The organism is Actinocatenispora sera, assembly GCF_018324685.1.
GTDB lineage: Bacteria > Actinomycetota > Actinomycetes > Mycobacteriales > Micromonosporaceae > Actinocatenispora > Actinocatenispora sera.
Genome location: NZ_AP023354.1, coordinates 3,172,511 through 3,191,837, shown reverse-complemented (window position 1 = coordinate 3,191,837; position 19,327 = coordinate 3,172,511). Strand labels below are relative to the sequence as shown.

Here is a 19,327-nt window from a genome sequence, read left to right as displayed (position 1 = left end):
ATCCCCCGCCGGCCCGGCCGCCCGCCGCCGGGGCGTCGCGGGCGCCCGTCGGTTCCGGGACCTCGTCACGCCACCCGGTACGCGTTGGTGAGGGTGCGGGTGAGGGTCGAACCGGCCGCGTCGGTGGTGGCCAGCCGCAGCGAGACGGCGGTACCGGTCGCGGCGGCCGGCAGCGTGACCCGGTAACGGCCGTGGCCGAGCGCGGTGACCGGTGCCGGCCGGTACCCGGCGCCGTCGATGCTGGTCGCGGCGGTGAGGCCGGTGACCGGTACCGCGGTGACACCGGGCAGGTGGCCGACCGCGGCGACGAACGAGGCCCGGGCCGGTACGGTGCCGTCGGCGGTGACCGGCAGCGGCGCGGTGAGCGTCAGCAGCGGCACCACCCTCGGGTCGGCGCCGTCCGCGGCGCAGCGCCAGCCGGCCGGCAGCGGGGCGCCGGCGCCGGCGGCCGAGGCCACCGTGTACGTCGACCGCACGGTGCCGGCGCTGCCGAAGCCCGGCACCGCCTGCTCGATCCGGTACCGGTGTGCCTGCTCGGCCACCGTCGCGGTCACCGAGCCGGTGCCCGCGGCGTCGGCCACCGGCACCCCGTCCGCGGTCACCGTGAGGCGCCCGTGGCCGGTACCGCCGCCGGGCGCGCGGTGGCCGCGGTGGCCCCGGTCGGTGTCCGGCTGCTCGGCCAGCGACAGCGACAGCCGGTCGGCGGTTCGGCACGCCACCGCGTGCGGCCGTGGACGCCCGCGCGGCCGGGGAAGCGAGTGGCCGGACCCGAAGCCGGGCCCGAGCGGCGGTGCGACGGACCGCACCGGGTGGCTCCCGGCGGCCCGGTAGCGCACCGGTACCGGGCGAATCGCGGTCGTGGTGTCGGCGGCCTGAGGCTCGTCAGTCCCCCACCGCACGCCGGCCAGGCCGTGCCGACGGTCGGCGTGCCGGCTGCCGGCCGGGGCCGGGGTCGAGGCGCCCGGGGTGGCGCCGGTCGACGCGAGGCCGCCGGCGGCCAGGAGCGTCGCAGCGAGGCCGGCGGTGAGCGCGGCGAGCCGGATCGACACCGCGCCAGCCGATCGCGGCAGCCGCCCGGACCGGTCGAGATCGGTCTCCTGGCGGGGTCCGGGCGGTGGCACGGTGCAGTCGGGAGTGCCCCGTGCCGATCGGGATGCCCGGTGCCGCGACCGGTCGGCGCGCCTCGCCGCGGTCGGGTCCCACCGGGTCCCCACCCACGCCCGGCGATGCCGGGCCTCGTGTCGTGACCTCACATCTACTGTTTGCCGAACCCGCGTGAAGAGTTCGCGGCGCGCTTCGTGCCGCCGGCCGTGTCACACCCGCCATTGCCCGAACCCGCGAGAACGGTTCGCGATGAGTTTCCGGGCCACGTCTCGTCGGTCCGTACATGGGGATCGTGAGAAGCAACCTGTCCGTCTCGGTCGACGGCTACGTCGCCGGCCCCGACCAGAGCCTCGACGAGCCGCTCGGGGTGGGCGGCGAACGGCTGCACGAATGGATGTTCGCCACCCAACGCTGGCACTCGATGCAGGGCGACGACGGCGGGGAACCGGGCCCGGACAGCGAGATGGTGGCGCGCATGCACCGCGGGGTCGGGGCGTTCGTGATGGGCCGCAACATGTTCTCGGCCGGGCGCGGCGACTGGGACCCGGACTGGCGGGGCTGGTGGGGTGCGGATCCGCCGTATCACGCGCCGGTGTTCGTGGCGACCCACCACCCGCGCGAACCGTTGCCGATGGCCGGCGGTACCACGTTCCACTTCGTCACCGACGGTGTCGAGGCGGCAGTGGCCGCGGCCCGGCGGGCCGCCGGGGACTCCGACGTGCTGGTCGCGGGCGGCGCGAGCACCGTGAACCAGGCCCTCGCCGCCGGCCTGCTGGACGAGCTGTTCCTGCACGTCAGCCCGGTGGTACTGGGATCGGGCGAGCGGCTTTTCGCCGGCGTCGGCGACCCGCGGCTGACGCCGGTGGAGGTCGTCGGCTCCCCCACCGTCACGCACGTCCGCTACCGCGTGCGGCGCTGAGCGCCGGCCCGGTTCAGCGGCGGGGCAGCGGGATGGCGAGCGCCGCCTCGGTGCCGGGGCCGGGGGTGCGCGGGCGCAGCTCGATGGTGCCGCGCAGCTCGCCGGTGACCAGGGTACGGACGATCTGCAGGCCGAGCCGGTCGCTCGCGTCCAGGACGAACCCGTCCGGCAGCCCGGCGCCGGCGTCGCAGACCGTCACGTCGACCTGCCGGCGGCGGCGCCGCGCGGACACCACCACCTCGCCCGACTCGCCCGCCGGGTAGGCGTGCTCGGCCGCGTTCTGCAGCAGCTCGTTGAGCACCATCACCAGCGGGGTGGCCACCTCGGCGGGCAGTACCCCGAAGCTGCCCTCGCGACGGAACACCACCTTGGACTCGGCCGCGGCGACCTCGCCGGCCATCGAGGCGACCCGGTCGACGATGGTGTCGAACTCGACCGCCTCGTCGGAGGTGAACGACAGCGTCTCGTGCACCAGCGCGATCGAGGCGACCCGGCGTACCGACTCCTCCAGCGCGGCGCGCGCCTGCGGCACGGATCGCCTGGCCTGCAACCGGAGCAGCGCGGCGACGGTCTGCAGGTTGTTCTTCACCCGGTGGTGGATCTCGCGGATGGTGGCGTCCTTGGTCAGCAGCGCCCGGTCCCGCCGGCGTACCTCGGTGACGTCGCGGACCAGTACCAGCGCGCCGGCCGGGGTGCCCTCGGGCAGCAGCGGCAGCGCCCGCATCAGCACGCTCGCGCCCCGCGCGTCGATCTCCTTGCGCGCCGGGCCCTGGCCGTCGAGCGCGGTCAGGATGCGTTCGGTGGCCTCGCTGCCCTCCAGCGGGTCGTCGGCGAGCCGGCCGGTGAGCGCCGCCAGGTCCTCGCCGATCAGGTCACCCGGCAGCCCCATCCGGCGGTAGGCGGACTGCGCGTTCGGGCTGGCGTACACCGCCTTGCCGTGCTCGTCGAGGCGGACCAGCCCGTCGCCGATCCGCGGCGCCGAGGTGGTCTCGCCGGGATGGTGGGTGGGCGGGAAGGTGCCCTGGGTCAGCATCAGCGCCAGGTCGTCGGCCAGCCCGAGGTAGTTGAGTTCCAGCTTGCCGGGGGTACGGGCGTCGGACAGGTTGGTGTCGCGCCCGACCACCGCGATGATCTCGTCCGAGCCGATCCGGCGCACCGGGATCGCCTCGTGCCGGGCCGGCGTGTCGCCGTACCAGACCGGGTCGCCCTCGCGCCAGATCCGCCGCTCGTCGCGGGCGATGCCCAGGTGCGCGAAGTCGGGCGCACCGGCCTCCCGCCCCACCTGGTCGTCCTGGTACGCGGTGGGCGCGGTCGTCGGCCGCACCTGCGCCACGCAACGGAACCGGCCGTGTGCGGTCGGTACCCACAGCAGCAGGTCGGCGAAGGACAGATCGGACAGCAGCTGCCAGTCACCGGCCAACCGGTGCAGGTGCTCGATGTCCGCCGGGGCGAGGTCGGTGTACTCCTCGACCAGGTCTCGCAGTGTCGACACGCGACCAGAGTAGGGCGTGTGCCGAGGTACCTGCCGCGGCGACGCGGCGGGAGTGGCCGGACGGCGTGCTCGGTAGGGTCACCGGCATGACCGATTGGGCTGCCGTGGTGACGGCCGACTTCCCGGTGCCGGACGATCTCGACGCCGCGGTCGCGGAGCTGCTCGAGCTGCTCACCTCCCCCGACCCGGAGGTACGCGACTGGCAGGCGCGCGAGGTGCTGCGGCGCTGGATCGAGCGCGGCGTGCTGGACGAGCGGCTGGCCGCGCTCGGCGACGCGATGGTCGAGCGGTTCACCCACCCGCGGGTACAGGCGCGCACGTTCGCACCGCTGATCCTCGCCAACACGGTCGACCGGGCCACCGCGGCGGGACTGCTGGACGCGGCCACCCTGGCCGGCTGGCGCTCGGCGTTCGCCGGCTGGTGGCTGACCGAGCCCGACGTGCGCGGCTGGGACGACGAGCTGGGCTGGCTGCACGCCGTCGCGCACGGTTCGGACGTGGTGGTCGCGTTCGGGCGGTCGCCGCGGACTGCGGCGCCCGAGCTCGCGGACCTGCTCACGCTGGTCGCCGAGCGCACCGTGGCGCGCACCGACTACCGGTACGCGCAGCAGGAGGAGGACCGGTTGGCCCGGGCCCTGGCGCACACGCTGGCCCGGCCGGAGCTGACCGAGGCGCAGGCCACCGGTTGGCTCGCGTCGATCGACCGGCTGTTCGCCACCGGCGAGCCGGGCCCGGTGCCGGTCGAGGCGGCGAACACCTTCGCGGTGCTGCGTGCCGCCTACGTGATGATCGACCGGCGGGCGATCCCGCACCGGGCGGCGGTGACGGACGCCATCGCGGCCCGGCTGCACGAGGTGTTCCCGCCGTACCCGGCGCGCCGCGCACCGGCGGATCCGGCGTCCTCCGCCGGCCGGTGAGCCGCTGGCGGCGACCGACCCGGGAATAGTTGCGAGATCAATGACTTTGTGACAGGCATGAGCGAACGCATGCCCGTGCTGTACCTGGGTCACGGCGCCCCGCCGCTGGCCGACGACCCGACCTGGACCGGCCAGCTCGCCGGCTGGTCCGCTGGGCTGCCCCGGCCGACCGCGATCCTGATGGTCTCGGCGCACTGGGAGCAGGCGCCGCTGACGCTCGGCGCCACCAGTACGGTGCCGCTGACCTACGACTTCTGGGGCTTCCCGGAGCGCTACTACCAGGTGCGCTACCCCGCACCCGGCGCGCCGGAACTGGCCGCGAAGGTACGCCGGCTGGTCGGCACGGCCTACCCGACCCGGGACGAACCCGACCGCGGCCTGGACCACGGCGCGTACGTGCCGCTGGTCGAGATGTACCCGGACGCCGACGTACCGGTCCTGCAGATCTCGATGCCGACGCTGGACCCGCGGAAGCTGTTCGAGGTCGGCCGGCTGCTCGCGCCGTTGCGCGACGAGGGCGTGCTGATCGTCGGCTCGGGCTTCCTGACCCACAACCTGTCCTGCGTGGACTTCGGCGCCGGGGTGGACGCAGCACCCGCCTCGTTCATGACCGAGTTCGACGACTGGGCGGCCCGCACCCTGGCCGACGGCGACGTGGACGGGCTGCTGGACTTCGCGCACCAGGCACCGGCGCCCCGCCTGGCGCATCCGCGCAGCGAACACTTCGCCCCGCTGTTCGTCTCGCTCGGCGCCGCCGAGGACACGATCGCCGAGCACCGCACCCCGGTCGCCGGCTTCTGGTACGGCCTGTCGAAGCGCTCCGTGCAGTTCGACTGACGGCACGCTTGCCCGTCATCCTTACGCTCGGCCCATGTCCGACTCCGGAGACGCCGCGCCCTTGCTGATGCTCGGCGCGCTCCTGATGGGCGGGTTGATCACCGGGCTGATCGTGGCGTGGCGCCTCCTGGTACGGGCCGTCGACCGGCGGCGCGACCAACGGGTCGGCGAGCTGGTGCGGTGGGCCCGGTCCCGAGGTCTGACCGTGCAGCTGCGTGGGCGGCCCGACATCGCACGCGCGTTCGGCGGCCGGCCCTTTTCCGGCGACGGCCTGCACGCCAACCCACACCGGGTGGCCTGGCTGCTGATCCCGGTCACGCTGCGCCGGCTGCCGGTACTGCTGTTCGAGCTGCGGATCCGGATCTACAACGGCCACAACCACGTCATCCAGGCCAACTCGGTCGCGGTGGTGACACTGCCCCGGCCGGTACCGGCGATGGAGATCATGCCGCTGCGGGCGACGCTGCGGCTCAAGGCCGAGGCGTCGATCGAGGAGCGGTTCTACACCTCGTACGAGATCCGGCACACCGACCCCGTCTTCCGATCCCGCGTGCTGACGAACGAGCTGATGACCTGGCTGGTCGACACGCGCGTCGCCTATCCCGAGGCGGGGCTGCGGTTCGAACGCAACCAGGTGCTGTTCTGGAAACGCGGCGGCCTCACCGCCCAGTGGGCCGATCGGGTACTCGCCCTGCTCCCCCGCCTCCTCGACACCATCTGACCCGGCCCCCAACCGTCCACCGCAGCGGCCGGGGTGCGGCGGTGCCGCGCCCCGGCCGCGGTCACGACCGGTTCCGGGTCACTCGACCAGGCCCTCGGAGCGCAGCCAGTCGCGGGCGACCAGGACGGGCTCCTGCCCCTCGACGTCGACCTTGGCGTTGAGCGTTCGCATCACCTGGGTGGACAGCCGGGACGCGATCTGCTTCTCGATCGTGGCGATCTGCGGGTACTTCTTGATCACCGACTCGCGGATGGTCAGTGCCGGGTTGTAGATCGGGAAGAAGTGCCGATCGTCGGCGAGCGTGGTGAGGTGCAGCGCCGGGATCCGGCCGTCGGTGTCGAACACCTCGCCGAACAGGCAGGTGCCCTTGGCGGTCGCGTCGTACACCACGCCGGTGTCCAGCTTGTGCACCTGGCTGGCCGGTGGCTTGGGGATGCCGTACGACTTGAGCATCCCGGAGAACCCGTCCACCCGCGAGTAGAACTCGGTCTCCAGGCAGAACGACCGCTTCGCCGGCGGCACCTTCTTCATGTCCGACAACGACTTCAGGCCGTACTTCTTCGCGTTCGGCCCGGTCACCGCCATCGCGTAGGTGTTGTTGAAGGTGGCGTAGGACAACCACTCGATGTGGTTGCGGGCCAGGTCCCGGTCCTTGACCGCCTGGTACTGCTTGCGCGGGTCCGGGATCGGCTTCGACTCGCCCATGTAGGTGATCCAGGCGGTACCGGTGTACTCCCAGCCCATGTCGGCCTCGCCGCGTTCGATCGCCTTGCGCGAGTTGATCGAACCCTGCACGTTGGTCTTGTCGATCACATCGGCACCGGCGGCCTTGAGTGCCAACACGGTGATCTTGCCGAGCAGGATCTGCTCGGTGAAGTTCTTCGAGGTCACCGACAGGGTGGCGCCGTCCAGGCTGCCCGCCTTGATCTTCTTGCCCGTCACGTCCGGCGCGAACTGCGACGCGGGGTGCAGCCCGCAGCCGGTGGCGAGCAGCCCACAGGCGGCGAGCCCTGCCGCGACCAGCCCGAGCCTGAGCAACTTCGACACACTGCCTCCTAGATCCCGCGCGGGCGCAGGTAGCGTTCGGCCAGGCTGGCCAGCCAGTCCACGAACAGGGCCAGGCAGGCGACGAGCACGCTGCCGGTGACGAGCACGTTGTAGCGCTGCAGCTGCACGCCGGTGCTGATCATCTCGCCGAGCCCGCCGGCCCCGATCAGCGACGACAGCGCCGCCACCCCGATCAGCAGCACCAGCGTGGTGCGCACGCCGGCCAGGATCACCGGTACCGCGAGCGGCAGCTCCACCTTGAACAGCACCGCCGCCGAGGACATCCCGATGCCGCGGCCGGCCTCCTTGAGCGCCGGGTCGATCTGGTTGAGTCCCACCATCGTGTTGCGCAGCGAGGGCAGGACCGCGTAGATCACCAACGCGACCACGGCGACGGTGAACCCGGTCTGCCACAACACGGCGAGCAGCACGATGATGCCGATGGCCGGAGCACCCTGGCCGATGTTGGCCAGCGCCAGCACGATCGGCATCGCGAACCGGGCGCCCCGGCGGGACAGCAGGATCCCCAGCGGGATCGCGATCAGCAGCACGAACACGCCGGAGACCAGGGTGAGCTTCAGGTGCTCCAGCAGCTTGGTCGCGAGGTACGAGAACTGCAGCGTGGTGCGGGCGTTCGCGTCCGGGTGGCTCGCCCGCACGTACAGCCAGTCGGCCAGCAGTACGACCACGATCAGCGCGGGCGTGCCCACCAGGTACCACTTGCGGCGCGGCTTGGGCTTGACCGCGGCGTCCGGCGCCAGTTCGCCCGGGCCGGTGCGGGCGTCGGGTGCCAGGGTCATGCGCCGCCCTCCCCCGCCGAGACGGTGGCGTGCTCCTTGGCCTGCTCGCGCAGTTGCTGGATGGCGCCCTGCACGGTGTTCAGCGACACCAGCCCGATGTAGCGGCGGCGCCGGGTGACCGGGACGAAGTCGGTGTCGGAACCGAGCAGCGCCTCCAGCCCGGCCTGCAGATCGGCGCGGCCGGAGATGGTGGTGGTGATGGGGGTGCCGTAGTCGGACACCGGGCCCTGCTTGCCGGCCAGGTCCTCGACCGTGGCCCACTGCACCGGCCGCGAGTTCGCGTCGAGCACGACCGCCCACGGTTCGTCCGCTTCGGACAGTCGGGTGTGGACGGTCGCGGCGTCGTCACCCGCCTGCGCGGTGACCCCGGCGCCCAGCTCGACGTCGGCGATGCGGGTGACGTGCAGCAGCTTCATCGCCCCGCCGGTACCGATGAAGCCGCGGACGAAGTCGTTCGCCGGCCGGGCCAGGATCTCCGCCGGCTCGGCGTACTGCACGATCTTCGAACCCTCGGCGAGCACCGCGATCCGGTCGCCGAGCTTCACCGCCTCGTCGAAGTCGTGCGTGACGAACACGATCGTCTTGTGCAGTTCCTCCTGCAGGTGCAGCAGCTCGTCCTGCAGCCGGCCGCGGGTGATCGGGTCGACCGCGCCGAACGGCTCGTCCATCAGCAGCACCGGCGGATCGGCGGCGAGCGCCCGGGCGACGCCGACCCGCTGCTGCTGGCCGCCGGACAGCTGCCGGGGGTACCGGTCCCGGAACTGCGCCGGGTCCAGCCCGACCAGCTCCAGCATCTCGTCGACCCGTTCGGTGATGCGGGGCTTCGCCCACTTGAGCATCTTCGGTACCAGCGCCACGTTCTCGGCGATGGTCATGTGCGGGAACAGCCCACCCTGCTGGATGACGTACCCGACGTGCCGGCGCAGCTGGTCGGCGGGCTGCTTGCGGGCGTCCTCGCCGCCGATCAGGATCTCCCCGGAGGTCGGTTCGATCAGCCGGTTGATCAGCTTCATCGTGGTGGTCTTGCCGCAGCCGGACGGGCCGACCAGGGCGACGATCTCGCCGGCCGGGATGGTCATCGTCACGTCCTGCACCGCGGCGCGGGACTGGCCCGGGTACTTCTTGGTCAGGTTGCGCAGCTGGATCTCGACGCCGTGCGTCGCGTTGTGCAGACCGCTGTCGTCCGCGTCCGCGGTGGCCTGCGTACCGGTGGTGATGTCGTCAGCCACGGATGCCCCTCGATGTGGTGAACCGTCCGATGAGGACGAAGAAGCCGTCGAAGATGAGCGCCAGGATGATGATCCCGACGGTGCCGGCGAGCGCCGAGTTGACCGCGTTGGCGCCACCGAGGCGGGCCAGGCCGGAGAAGATCTGGTCACCCAGTCCGGGCCCGGACACGTACGCCGCGATCGCGGCGACGCCCATGACCAGCTGGGCGGAGACCCGGATGCCGGTCAGGATCACCGGCCAGGCGAGCGGCATTTCGACCTTGAACAGCACTCGCAACCGGCTCATCCCCATGCCCCGCGCGGCATCCACCAGTGACGGGTCCACATTGGACATTCCGACCACCGCGTTGCGGACGATCGGCAGCAGCGAGTAGAGCACCAGCGCGATCACCGACGGCGTGACGCCCAGCCCGAACACCGGGATGAGCAGACCGAACAGCGCGAACGACGGGATCGTGAACAGCACCGAGGCGATGCCGGTCGCCATCGCGGACGCGGTCTTGCTGCGGTACGTGACGATCGCGATGATCAGGCCGATCGCCGTCGCGAGTAGCAGGCACTGCAGCACCATGCTGGCGTGTTGGTAGGTCTCGAACCACAACAGCTCTTGGCGGTTGCGCACGTACTCCCAGAAGCTCAAGCGGTCACCGTCCTCCCTCGACGGCCGCGGACCCACCGGGCGGGTCCGCGGGGATCCGATGGCCGGCGGCGCGTCACGGGGCGCACGCACCGACCGTTCGCGGCCGGTTGCCGCGGCCGGCCGGCACGGGGCGCGACAGGTACCGGGCGCCGGCGCAACGGACCTTAACGGACGACATACCGGGCATTTTTTCCATTTAACGCGGGAGAGCGTCGCGGTGGGCGGATATTCGCGCCGGGACCGGCATTTCGTTACCGCCGTGTGACTTGGTTCACGGCGGGAGAAACTTTTCGTGATACCCGAGGGGCACGACCGGCAAACCTCGCCGCCGGCCGGCGTCCGGCGTCCGGCGAGGTTGCGCTACCGCACCTCGTTGATCCGCGCGCAGTGCTGTGGCGGCCTTGGCCGGGACCCGGCTTCGACCGGGTCGAGACAGGCTGGGTGACGCGTTCGACCTGCCGACCTGGTCGCGGCCCGCACCGGAAGGCGGGCCGCGACCAGGTCAGAGCGACTCGGCCCGCACCGGAAGGCGGGCCGCGACCAGGTCAGAGCGACTCGGCCCGCACCGGAAGGCGGGCCGCGACCAGGTCAGAGCGACTCGGCCCGCACCGGAAGGCGGGCCGCGACCAGGTCAGAGCGACTCGGCCCGCACCGGAAGGCGGGCCGTGACGCGGTCAGAGCGTCTCGGTGACCTTCTTCAGGCCGCGCGGCGCGTCCGGGTCCTCGCCCCGGGCCAGCGCCAGCGCCAGCGCCAGCCGCTGCATCGGCACGATGTCCAGCAGCGGGGAGAACCGCTCGTCGACGGCCGGCGTACCGATCCGGACCGCGTGTGCCGGCAGCTCGGCCGGCGCGCCGTTGCCGACCACGAGCACGTCCGCCCGCCGCTCGGCGAGCCGGCCGAGCACCTCGGACATCGACCGGCCGGCGGGCCCGTCACCGACCATCGCGAGCACCGGCACGTCCGGGTCGGTCATCGCCAGCGGGCCGTGCAGCAGGTCGGCACCGGAGAACGCCAGCGCGGACAGGTAGCTCGTCTCCATCAGCTTCAGCGCCGTCTCCCGCGCCGTCGGGTACGCGTAGCCGCGGCCGGTGGTCACCAGCCGGTCGGCGAACCGGTACCGCGCGGCGAGCTGGGTCGGCGTCGGGTCCTCGATCAGCGTGCGGGCCAGCTCCGGCAGCCGGTCGAGCTCGGCCCGGTCGGCCGCGTCCAGCTGGCCGGACCCGGTGCGCATGCCCTCGACGAACAGCAGCAGCGCCAACAGCTCGGCGGTGTAGGTCTTGGTGGCGGCGACCGCGCGCTCCTTGCCGGCCAGCACGTCGATGTGCAGCTGCGCCGCGTCGGCCAGCGGCGAGCCGGCGTTGTTGGTGACCGCCAGGGTGTGCGCGCCGGACTCGCGGGCCACCCGGACCACCTCGGTCAGGTCGGGCGAGCCGCCGCTCTGGCTGACCCCCACCACCAGCGCGTCGCGCAGGTCGGGTCGCGCCCCGTACACGGTGATCGACGACGGGGAGGCCAGGCCGGCGGGGATGCCGAGCCGGATCTCCGTCAGGTACGCGGCGAACAGCGCGGCGTGGTCGCTCGTGCCGCGCGCGGTGAACAGCACGAACCGCGGCGACAGCTCGGCCACCTGGCGCGCCACCGCCGCGATCGGGGCGAGCCCCTCGGCGAGCAACCGCTCGTACCCGGCCGCCTGCTCGGCGATGTCGGCGGCCATGCCGGCACCGGCCTCCTGCGCGGTGTGCTCGATCATGTTCGCTCCTTCCGTGCCCGGTTTCCCGTGCCGGTGCCGGGTCCTTCCCGCAGCACGCAGTTCCTGGTACGGATTGTGCACGAGACCGCTCGAAGTTGCCAACTATCGCGCTCGATCGTGCAGTGATCCTTCACCCTGTGCGCGCAGGGGCCGCGCGCATTCCGCCGTCGAGCGCGCACCGCGACGCGCACGCCGCCCAGCCCGGACACCTCGCAGGCCCGACGGCCCGACCGATGTCCGGACACGCGAAGGGCCCCGCACCTGGCGGGGCCCTTCGTGACGTTGCGGTGAGCTACTCGACCACGGCGATCAGGTCGCCCTCCTGCACCACGTCGCCCTCGTTGACGTTGATGCTGGCGACCGTGCCGGCCGACTCGGCGAGCACCGGGATCTCCATCTTCATCGACTCCAGGATCACCAGCGTGTCCCCGTCGGCCACCGCGTCGCCGGCGGCAGCGACCACCTTCCACACGTTCGCCACCATCTCGGCGCGGATCTCGTCGGCCATCGCCAGAACCTCCCGGTTGAACGCCCTTGTCCGACCCGCGCGCGTGCTGTCCGCCCGCGGCGGTCCCGCCGGTATCAAACCACGCCGGCACGCCCGTGGTGGCACCGACGAGACGCGGCCGCGGCGCGGGGCCGGCCCGCTAGGGCTCGCGTGCGCTGCACCACCCGGCACGGTGGTACCGGTATCGGCGCCGGTAGCCTTACACGCCGTACCGGTACGACGGCCGGCTCGCCGGCGAGGAGGAGACATGGCCAAGAAGTCTCGCAAGAAGAAGGCGCGGAAGAAGAGCGCCGCCAACCACGGCAAGCGCCCCAACTCCTGATCGGGTCCGGCCCGACGCAACCCGGCGCCGGACCGGCCGAGCAGCCGCGCGACCCGGCGGGATCGACCCGCCGGTCCCGGCAGCCACCGCCCCGTCGGTCGTCAGCCGGCCGCGTCGGGCTCGACCACCAGCTCGCGCAGCCGCGAGATGAGCCGGGCCTTCAGCTCCACCGGCGCGTGCTCGCCGCCGCAGCAGCGCGCCACCAGAACCTTGACCTCCTGCTCGATGCCGTACTCCTGCAGGCACGGCGTGCATTCGTCCAGGTGTTCCCGGATCACCTCGCGGCGATCGTCGCTGCACTCCAGATCGAGGTACAGGTACACCTCGTTGAGCACGTCTCGGCAGTCGGTTTCGTGTGGATCTCCGCAGCTCACGAGCGCACCTCACTTCGCACGGTCGTCATGCTGCCCACGCGCCTCGTCGTCGCCTGCACGACGTCACACCTCCTGCCCGGCCGGCGCCGAGCTCGCGCGCGAGATGCCCCTGCCGTGTGCGTACGTCTCGAGCATCTGGCGCAGGTTGCGGCGACCGCGGTGCAGTCGGGACATCACCGTGCCGATCGGCGTGTCCATGATCTCCGCGATCTCCTTGTACGAGAAGCCTTCGACGTCGGCGAGGTAGACAGCCAGTCGGAACTCCTCCGGGAGCTGCTGCAGCGCGTCCTTCACGTCGGAGTCCGGCAGCCGGTCCAGCGCCTCGGTCTCCGCCGAACGCAGCCCGCTGGACGAGTGCGAGCCCGCCTCGGCCAGCTGCCAGTCGGTGATCTCCTCCGTCGGCGCCTGCACCGGCTGACGCTGCCGGCGCCGATAGGAGTTGATGTACGTGTTGGTCAGGATGCGGTAGAGCCATGCCTTCAGGTTCGTGCCCTGCTGGAACTGGTGGAAGGCCGCGTAGGCCTTCAGGTAGGTCTCCTGCACCAGGTCCTCGGCATCAGCCGGGTTGCGCGTCATGCGCAGACCAGCCGCGTACAGCTGGTCCACGAACGGCATCGCGTCCTGTTCGAACCGGGCGCGCCGGCGTTCCGGCGTCTCGGTAGGCGTCACGTGATCGTCCCCCCTCGACCGCACCTCGGCCGAGGATACGCCGAGCCGACCCACGCCGGAGCCGCTCACGCCCGGGGTGTCGGCAGACACGCTCGGGGTCCACTCGGGTGCCGTCAGCAGGCTGCGCAGCCGGGCCGAATCACCCGTCCTGGCGCTACGAGCCGTTACCACCACAATTGCTCCCTCCGTCCCCGGGCGGCCCCGGGGCGCGTCGACTGTGACAACGCCCGCGGTGGTGGCGGCATTCCACCGGCGCCCGGTGCCGGCCCGGTGCGCCGGCTCACGCCGCCGGGCATCGCGGTGCGCCGGCTCACGCCGGCGGGGGCGACACGGTGCGCCGGCTCACGCCGGCGTGGGGCGACACGGTGCGCCGGCTCACGCCGGCGTGGGGCGACACGGTGCGCCGGCTCACGCCGGCCGTCGGGCCCAGCCACGCTCGGTGAACCAGTCGCGCACCACGGCGGCCACCCCGGCCGGGTCGACGCTCAGTCCGTGCCGCTCCCCCGGCCGGACCACCACGCGCACGGTGCCCGACGACGGCGGTACGCCGAAGGGGTCCCGGTCGCCGTTGACCACCAGCGTGGGCAGCCCGGTGTCCAGCTCGGGCAGCCGGGACTTCTCCGGTCTGCCCGGTGGATGCAGCGGGAACGCGAGCGCCAGCACCCCGGCCGCGTCGAGGGCGCGGGCGGTGCGGCAGGCGACCCGGGCGCCCGACGAGCGGCCCCCGACGACCAGCGGTACCGCCGGGAGCTCGGCCCGCAGCCCGGTGACGACCTCGACGAACGACTCGTCCAGGTGGTTGGCCGGCGCCGGCGCGCGGCGACCGGCCACCCGGTACGGCTGGGTGAGCCGGGCGATCGCCACCCGTCCCGGCAGCAGCGCGTCACGCACCGCAACCAGGTCGACCGCGTCCACGCCGCCACCGGCACCGTGCCCGAGGACCAGCAGGCTGCGCGGCGAGGGTGGCAGGTCGAGCTCGACCCGCGCCTCGCCACGGGAGGTCTGCAGGGTCTCGGTTACGGCATCGCGGGTGCCGGCTCCGGGGTGTTTTCCGACCGCCATGCCACCAGCATGGCGCGCCGCTCCCGGGGCGTGGTGCCACCCCAGACTCCGTTGCAGTCCCCCTGGTCGAGTGCCCAGGCGAGGCAGGCGCCCTGCACGTCGCAGGAGCGACAGAGGGCGAGTGCGACGTCGGCGGGTTCACTCGGCGCCGGGAAGAACGTCTCCGGGTCGACCGTCTGGCAGCGCCCCTGGGCGCGCCAGGCGAGGTCTCCCAACCGGTCGCGCCGAGCCCTGAGCAACCGAGGGTCCCGGCATGCCGCCGCGACCTCGTGCGGGCGGGGCATCCGCGCCCGGGTCATGTGCCACCTCCGAGCTGGGTGGGGCAGTGGTGGGTGGTTGCGGCGTCGAGGCCGCGGGGCTGTGTTTTACCCCACCACGCAGACCACACGCAAGGGTTGTCGGCGCGCCCAGTGTCACCCTTCGCCACCAAACCGACCATTCGCCCGCGATTTGGCTGGTCATCGTGGTACGCGTGGCGTCCTCGCCGGATGGCCGGGCGAGCCGGGACCGGGTCGGCGTCGGGCGCGTATCGTCCACAGTCGATGCCCGTACCGTTCGGCGGCCACACCCTCGCCCGCCGCGGGTGCGGTCACAAACCTGCCTCACCCGGGCAGACTGGGATGATGAGCGCGAGCGGGGGTCCGGCAATGCCGGCAGCGGACGAACCGGGCAGTCGACCCTCCAGCGGTCGACCGCCCCGCCGGGTCCGGACCGACGAGCCGAACGCGCCGGTGCCCTGGGCGACGCCGACGGCGAGGCAGCCGGTCGACGCGACCGTGCCGGTACCCGGGTCGAAGTCGATGACGGCCCGCGCGCTGCTGCTCGCGGCGATCTCGATGGGGCCGAGCACGCTGCAGTTCCCGTCGGAGTCCCGGGACTCGATCGTGCTGGCCCGCGGACTGCGGTCGATGGGCTGCCACGTGTCCAGTGCGGACGACGAGCAGTGGCTGCTGCGGCCGCGGCCGCTGGCCGGCCCGGTACACGTGGACACCGAGTTGTCCGGGGCCGCCACCCGGTTCCTGCCGCCGCTGGCCGGGCTGGCCACCGGCCCGGTCTCGTTCGACGGCCACCCGGTCCTGCGCCAGGCCCGGCTGGAACCGCAACTGGCCGCGATGAGCAGCCTGGGCATCCGGGTGGACAGCCCGACCGGCGGGTTGCCGCTGACGGTGCACGGCGTCGGGCACGTACCGGGCGGCGCGGTCAGCCTCGACTCGTCCGCCTCCAGCCAGATGGTGTCCGGGCTGCTGCTGGTGGGCGCCGACTTCGACCACGGGCTGCGGGTGCGGCACGAGGGCCCGCCGCTGACCGGTACTCCGCACGTCGAGTTGACGGTGACGATGCTGCGGGCGGCCGGCGCCGCGATCGACGCGTCGGTGCCGGACAGCTGGGAGCTGCGGCCGGGCCGGCTGACCGGGCGGGCCTGGACGATCGAGCCCGACCTGGTCGCGGCGGCGCCGTTCCTCGCCGCAGCGGTGGTGACCGGCGGCACGGTGCGGGTGCCGCGGTGGCCGGCCCGGGCGGCGCAGCCGACCGCCGCGCTGCACGAGGCGCTCACCGGCTTCGGCGCCCGCTGTACCCACACCACCGACGGGCTGGTGGTCTCGGGTGTCGACAAACCGCACGGGGCGGAGGTCGACGTGGCCCGGCTGGGCGAGCTGGTGCCGGTGCTCGCCGCGATCGCGGCGCTCGCCGACGCCCCGTCGTACCTGCGTGGGGTGCGCCGGCTGGGCGGTGAGCCGGATCTGGCCAGCGGAGTGTGCGCGGGCCTGGCGGCGTTGGGCGGTGCGGTCGAGGAGACCCCGGACGGGTTGCGGATCACGCCCCGGCCGCTGCACGGCGGCGTGTTCGACACCCGCGGCGACCACCGGCTCGCGTACGCCGGGGCGGTGCTGGGCCTCGCGGTGCCCGGGGTGGCGCTGTCCGACGTCGGTACGACCGCGAAGAGCCTGCCGGGCTTCCCGTCCCGTTGGCACCGGATGCTCGCCGGCTGACCCCGGCGCGCGCTGCCGCCGGAGCCGGAGGTGGGCCGGCACCGGCGCGGATGCCCGGCGGGTAGCCGTGTCCGGGAGTGCCGGCGAGGGCCGCCGGATAGGGTCGCGGGCAGCAGGGTCCGTCTCGACGCCGCCGGGCATCGGGCGACGCGACGAGATGCCAGGTGGGTGGATGGCGACAGTCAGGCGCCGGGAGTACGACGAGGACGACGTCCGGGTGCGCCCGGGTCGCGGTTCTCGCCCCCGGACCAGGATCCGTCCCCGGCACGCCGACTCCGCCGGTGGCTTCGTGGTCGGCGTCGACCGGGGCCGCTACACCTGCGTGCTGGACGAGGGCGGCACCGTGACCGCGATGCGCGCCCGGGAGATGGGCCGCAAGTCGGTGGTGGTGGGTGACCGGGTGGCGATGGTCGGCGATCTGAGCGGGGCGGCCGGCTCGCTGGCGCGCATCGTCCGGATCGAGCCGCGGCGCTCGGTGCTGCGGCGTACCGCGGACGACGACGACAACACCGAGCGGGTCATCGTGGCCAACGCCGACCAGCTGGTGATCGTGTCCTCGCTGCAGGACCCCCCGCCGCGGACCGGGTTCATCGACCGGTGCCTGGTCGCCGCGTACGACGCGGACATCGAGCCGCTGTTGTGCCTGACCAAGGCTGACCTGCCGGCGGCCGACGAGGCCCGGGCGGAGCTGCTGGACTACTACGCCGACCTGGACCTGCCGCGGGTGGACACCCGGCCGGACCGGCCGCTGACCGAGCTGGTGGACCGGCTCGCCGGCCAGCTGTCGGTACTGGTGGGCCACTCCGGCGTGGGCAAGTCGACGCTGGTCAACCGGCTGGTACCGGGTGCGGACCGGGCGGTCGGGGTGGTCAGCGCGATCGGCAAGGGCCGGCACACCTCGACCAGCGCGGTGGTACTGCCGCTGGCCGGCGGGGACGGCTGGCTGGTCGACACACCGGGGGTGCGCTCGTTCGGCCTGGCGCACGTGTCGGCCGAGTCGCTGCTGTCCGGGTTTCCGGATCTGGCCGAGGGGGCGGCGGAGTGCCCGTCGGGCTGCTCGCACGACCCGGACGCACTGGACTGCGGGCTGGACGCGTTGGTCGCCGCCGGGCGGGCCTCGGCGCGCCGGCTCGCCTCGTACCGGCGGCTGCTGGCGTCGCGGTCCGGCGCCGAGTGGTGACGCGTCCGCGGCGGTGATCCGGGCTCGGGGTGCGGTCGCTACCCGCTGGTAACGAGAACGGCGGAAGTCACCACTCTGGGCGATGGTTGAGAAGAATTTCTCCAGGATCTCTTGAGCTGTTCGGCACAAGGTGGGAATCTGTGCCGTATCCAGCCTGATTTGGAAGTTCGTTTCGGACTCGTACCCGATGCCCGGACAGGTGCCGAACGGTCCGACCCGTGCTCCCACCAAGCCCCCTTGGCTGGAACACACAGGAGGTTCAGTCATGACCGGTTCCCCAGCCCGGCGGATCAGACGCCTGGTGATCGCCGCGATCGGCATGGCCAGCGCCGCGGTGATGAGCCTCGGCCTGGCCGCCCCCGCCCACGCAGCCACCTACGTCAAGGGCATGGACGTCTCCGGCTACCAGGGCAACGTCAACTGGTCGGCCGCCTGGAACAACGGCGGGCGATTCGCCTACGTCAAGGCGACCGAGGGCACGGGCTACACCAACCCGTACTTCGCCCAGCAGTACAACGGCTCGTACAACGTGGGCATGATCCGCGGTGCCTACCACTTCGCCCGCCCGAACATCTCCTCCGGCGCCACCCAGGCGTCGTACTTCTCCGCGCACGGTGGCGGCTGGTCGGCCGACGGCAAGACGCTGCCGCCGGCGCTGGACATCGAGTACAACCCCTACAGCGGTGGCACCTGCTACGGGCTGTCGCACGCCGGCATGGTCAGTTGGATCCGGGACTTCTCCAACTACATGTACAACCGCTGGCACAAGTACCCGATGATCTACACGACGTTCGACTGGTGGAACACCTGCACCGGCAACTCCAGCGCGTTCGCCTCGACGAACCCGTTCTGGATCGCCATCTACCGCTCCACCCCGCCGACGTCGATCCCCGCCGGCACCGCCACCTGGACCATGTGGCAGTACGCCGACTCCGGCGTGTTCCCCGGCGACCAGGACTACTTCAACGGCAGCATTGACCGGCTCAAGGTGCTCGCCACCAACCACGACTGAGCCGACCCGCGGTACCCGCCTCGGCGCCTCTCGCAGCAGCGAGGGGCGCCGAGCGCCGTCTGCGGCGGCCGGGCTGCCGGCGAGCCGGCCGGGTGTCGGCGACCGGCCGGGATGCCGGGGAGCGGGGGATGCCGGCGAGCGGCCCGGGGTCGGCTCAGATGTCGACCGGGCCGCCGGTGCGCCAGTAGATGCCGTGCTCGCGGGACATCAGCTCCTCGTCCACCAGGTACCGGCGCAGCGACGCGTAGTCGTGGTACCAGGCGCGCAGCACCGCGTCGACGGCGCGCTCCGGGTACCGCACGCCCGGCTCGAAGCAGGCGGCCAGGTGCTCCAGCACGATGCGCCGCTTGCCGCGCGCGGCCGGGATGCTCACCAGCCGCCCGTCGGTGACGAAGGCTCGCAGCACCGCGTCCCGGTTGTCGTCCGGGTCCAACCGCTCGACCGGCTCGGTGGTCAGGTTGTCCCGGACCGCCGTCTTGAACACCGACAGGTCGGCGGTCAGCACGCCGTCCTGCTCGGTCACCAGGCCGCGATCGGTCAGTACCCCCAGGGCCCGGACCACGTCCCGGGCGACCAGGCCGGTCGCCTGGGCCACCGCACTGGGCGAGGTGGCGCCGAGCGCGACCGCGGCGTACGTCTTGACTCGCTCCGGCTCGGCCAGCAGCCGGCAGATGATCTCCGGGTTCATGCTCCGATTATCCGTGCCGGGCGGGCGGCTCCGCCGCACCGTGACCCGGACGCCGTCGGGTCGC

21 protein-coding genes are annotated in these 19,327 nt (G+C 72.9%); 8 read left to right on the top strand and 13 right to left on the bottom strand.

Features of this window, described 5'->3' with window-relative positions; genetic code table 11:
• Window positions 1–65: 65 nt before the first annotated feature.
• Entirely contained in the window at window positions 66–1,049 is a 984-nt protein-coding gene (locus Asera_RS15335; protein ID WP_157035085.1) for a hypothetical protein, read from the bottom strand.
• Between the two features lie 338 nt (window positions 1,050–1,387).
• Between Asera_RS15335 and Asera_RS15330 the strand changes: the two genes are divergently transcribed.
• Window positions 1,388–2,023, top strand: coding sequence for a dihydrofolate reductase family protein (locus Asera_RS15330; protein WP_030448646.1), 636 nt, complete (start codon window positions 1,388–1,390; stop codon window positions 2,021–2,023).
• Between the two features lie 13 nt (window positions 2,024–2,036).
• Here Asera_RS15330 and Asera_RS15325 read toward each other — a convergent pair whose 3' ends face one another.
• The gene (locus Asera_RS15325) at window positions 2,037–3,515 is read right to left on the bottom strand and encodes a sensor histidine kinase (RefSeq protein WP_030448645.1); all 1,479 of its coding nucleotides are present in this window, start codon (window positions 3,513–3,515) and stop codon (window positions 2,037–2,039) included.
• Window positions 3,516–3,601: 86 nt separating this feature from the next.
• Here Asera_RS15325 and Asera_RS15320 point away from each other — a divergent pair, with 86 nt between their 5' ends.
• From Asera_RS15320 to Asera_RS15310, 3 genes are read left to right on the top strand one after another with little or no spacing between them, the layout of a single operon-like run.
• Entirely contained in the window at window positions 3,602–4,432 is an 831-nt protein-coding gene (locus tag Asera_RS15320) for a DUF2785 domain-containing protein (protein WP_030448644.1), read from the top strand.
• A 57-nt stretch (window positions 4,433–4,489) separates the two neighbouring features.
• The gene (locus Asera_RS15315) at window positions 4,490–5,269 is read left to right on the top strand and encodes a dioxygenase family protein (RefSeq protein WP_030448643.1); all 780 of its coding nucleotides are present in this window, start codon (window positions 4,490–4,492) and stop codon (window positions 5,267–5,269) included.
• 34 nt (window positions 5,270–5,303) lie between these two features.
• Window positions 5,304–5,990, top strand: coding sequence for a hypothetical protein (locus Asera_RS15310; RefSeq protein WP_030448642.1), 687 nt, complete (start codon window positions 5,304–5,306; stop codon window positions 5,988–5,990).
• A 78-nt stretch (window positions 5,991–6,068) separates the two neighbouring features.
• Here the strand turns inward: Asera_RS15310 and Asera_RS15305 are convergent, their stop codons facing one another.
• From Asera_RS15305 to Asera_RS15280, 6 genes are all read right to left on the bottom strand, one after another.
• Entirely contained in the window at window positions 6,069–7,037 is a 969-nt protein-coding gene (locus tag Asera_RS15305) for a glycine betaine ABC transporter substrate-binding protein (RefSeq protein ID WP_035298075.1), read from the bottom strand.
• 8 nt (window positions 7,038–7,045) lie between these two features.
• Window positions 7,046–7,837: an ABC transporter permease gene (locus Asera_RS15300; protein WP_030448640.1), complete on the bottom strand. Its 792-nt coding sequence runs from the start codon at window positions 7,835–7,837 to the stop codon at window positions 7,046–7,048.
• Window positions 7,834–9,009, bottom strand: a complete 1,176-nt coding sequence (locus Asera_RS15295) for an ABC transporter ATP-binding protein (protein ID WP_035298121.1) — start codon at window positions 9,007–9,009, stop codon at window positions 7,834–7,836. Before Asera_RS15295 ends, Asera_RS15300 begins: the two co-directional genes overlap by 4 nt.
• 49 nt (window positions 9,010–9,058) lie before the next feature.
• Window positions 9,059–9,706 (bottom strand): ABC transporter permease, encoded by a 648-nt coding sequence (locus tag Asera_RS15290; RefSeq protein ID WP_030448638.1) that lies wholly within the window; start codon window positions 9,704–9,706, stop codon window positions 9,059–9,061.
• Between the two features lie 674 nt (window positions 9,707–10,380).
• On the bottom strand, window positions 10,381–11,421 hold the full coding sequence (locus Asera_RS15285; RefSeq protein WP_030448637.1) for an SIS domain-containing protein: 1,041 nt from the start codon (window positions 11,419–11,421) through the stop codon (window positions 10,381–10,383).
• 328 nt (window positions 11,422–11,749) lie between these two features.
• Window positions 11,750–11,971, bottom strand: coding sequence for a biotin/lipoyl-binding carrier protein (locus Asera_RS15280; RefSeq protein ID WP_030448636.1), 222 nt, complete (start codon window positions 11,969–11,971; stop codon window positions 11,750–11,752).
• Window positions 11,972–12,212: 241 nt separating this feature from the next.
• On the opposite strand from Asera_RS15280, the gene Asera_RS33955 reads away from it, so the two are divergent.
• Window positions 12,213–12,287, top strand: a complete 75-nt coding sequence (locus Asera_RS33955) for a 50S ribosomal protein bL37 (protein ID WP_369814844.1) — start codon at window positions 12,213–12,215, stop codon at window positions 12,285–12,287.
• 101 nt (window positions 12,288–12,388) lie between these two features.
• Here the strand turns inward: Asera_RS33955 and rsrA are convergent, their stop codons facing one another.
• The 4 genes from rsrA to Asera_RS15260 all read right to left on the bottom strand — a co-directional run bounded on the left by rsrA (window position 12,389) and on the right by Asera_RS15260 (window position 14,691).
• Window positions 12,389–12,661: a mycothiol system anti-sigma-R factor gene (rsrA, locus tag Asera_RS15275; RefSeq protein WP_030448635.1), complete on the bottom strand. Its 273-nt coding sequence runs from the start codon at window positions 12,659–12,661 to the stop codon at window positions 12,389–12,391.
• 63 nt (window positions 12,662–12,724) lie between these two features.
• Window positions 12,725–13,507 carry a sigma-70 family RNA polymerase sigma factor gene (locus Asera_RS15270; protein ID WP_051802778.1) on the bottom strand — a complete coding sequence of 261 codons (783 nt, stop codon included), beginning with the start codon at window positions 13,505–13,507 and terminating at the stop codon, window positions 12,725–12,727.
• Between the two features lie 231 nt (window positions 13,508–13,738).
• Complete coding sequence (locus Asera_RS15265; protein ID WP_051802777.1) at window positions 13,739–14,392, bottom strand: alpha/beta hydrolase family protein; 654 nt, start codon at window positions 14,390–14,392, stop codon at window positions 13,739–13,741.
• Entirely contained in the window at window positions 14,347–14,691 is a 345-nt protein-coding gene (locus Asera_RS15260; RefSeq protein WP_035298069.1) for a WhiB family transcriptional regulator, read from the bottom strand. Before Asera_RS15260 ends, Asera_RS15265 begins: the two co-directional genes overlap by 46 nt.
• Window positions 14,692–15,039: 348 nt before the next feature.
• Here Asera_RS15260 and Asera_RS15255 point away from each other — a divergent pair, with 348 nt between their 5' ends.
• The 3 genes from Asera_RS15255 (at window position 15,040) to Asera_RS15245 (ending at window position 18,575) form a co-directional block, all read left to right on the top strand.
• Window positions 15,040–16,383 carry a 3-phosphoshikimate 1-carboxyvinyltransferase gene (locus Asera_RS15255; RefSeq protein ID WP_084132471.1) on the top strand — a complete coding sequence of 448 codons (1,344 nt, stop codon included), beginning with the start codon at window positions 15,040–15,042 and terminating at the stop codon, window positions 16,381–16,383.
• 253 nt (window positions 16,384–16,636) lie between these two features.
• Entirely contained in the window at window positions 16,637–17,563 is a 927-nt protein-coding gene (gene rsgA / locus Asera_RS15250) for a ribosome small subunit-dependent GTPase A (protein ID WP_211255752.1), read from the top strand.
• A 265-nt stretch (window positions 17,564–17,828) separates the two neighbouring features.
• Window positions 17,829–18,575, top strand: coding sequence for a lysozyme (locus tag Asera_RS15245; RefSeq protein WP_051802776.1), 747 nt, complete (start codon window positions 17,829–17,831; stop codon window positions 18,573–18,575).
• 154 nt (window positions 18,576–18,729) lie between these two features.
• Here the strand turns inward: Asera_RS15245 and Asera_RS15240 are convergent, their stop codons facing one another.
• Window positions 18,730–19,263, bottom strand: coding sequence for a DUF2087 domain-containing protein (locus Asera_RS15240; RefSeq protein ID WP_030448628.1), 534 nt, complete (start codon window positions 19,261–19,263; stop codon window positions 18,730–18,732).
• Window positions 19,264–19,327: the final 64 nt, after the last annotated feature.

Coding starts and splice junctions, on each gene's coding strand:
- Asera_RS15330 (WP_030448646.1), top strand. CDS start 1,388: ATGGGGATCGTGAGAAGCAACCTGTCCGTCTCGGTCGACGGCTACGTC.
- Asera_RS15320 (WP_030448644.1), top strand. CDS start 3,602: ATGACCGATTGGGCTGCCGTGGTGACGGCCGACTTCCCGGTGCCGGAC.
- Asera_RS15285 (WP_030448637.1), bottom strand. CDS start 11,421: ATGGCCGCCGACATCGCCGAGCAGGCGGCCGGGTACGAGCGGTTGCTC.
- Asera_RS15255 (WP_084132471.1), top strand. CDS start 15,040: ATGCCGGCAGCGGACGAACCGGGCAGTCGACCCTCCAGCGGTCGACCG.
- Asera_RS15260 (WP_035298069.1), bottom strand. CDS start 14,691: ATGACCCGGGCGCGGATGCCCCGCCCGCACGAGGTCGCGGCGGCATGC.
- Asera_RS15245 (WP_051802776.1), top strand. CDS start 17,829: ATGACCGGTTCCCCAGCCCGGCGGATCAGACGCCTGGTGATCGCCGCG.
- Asera_RS15315 (WP_030448643.1), top strand. CDS start 4,490: ATGAGCGAACGCATGCCCGTGCTGTACCTGGGTCACGGCGCCCCGCCG.
- Asera_RS15300 (WP_030448640.1), bottom strand. CDS start 7,837: ATGACCCTGGCACCCGACGCCCGCACCGGCCCGGGCGAACTGGCGCCG.
- Asera_RS15240 (WP_030448628.1), bottom strand. CDS start 19,263: ATGAACCCGGAGATCATCTGCCGGCTGCTGGCCGAGCCGGAGCGAGTC.
- Asera_RS15265 (WP_051802777.1), bottom strand. CDS start 14,392: ATGGCGGTCGGAAAACACCCCGGAGCCGGCACCCGCGATGCCGTAACC.
- Asera_RS15310 (WP_030448642.1), top strand. CDS start 5,304: ATGTCCGACTCCGGAGACGCCGCGCCCTTGCTGATGCTCGGCGCGCTC.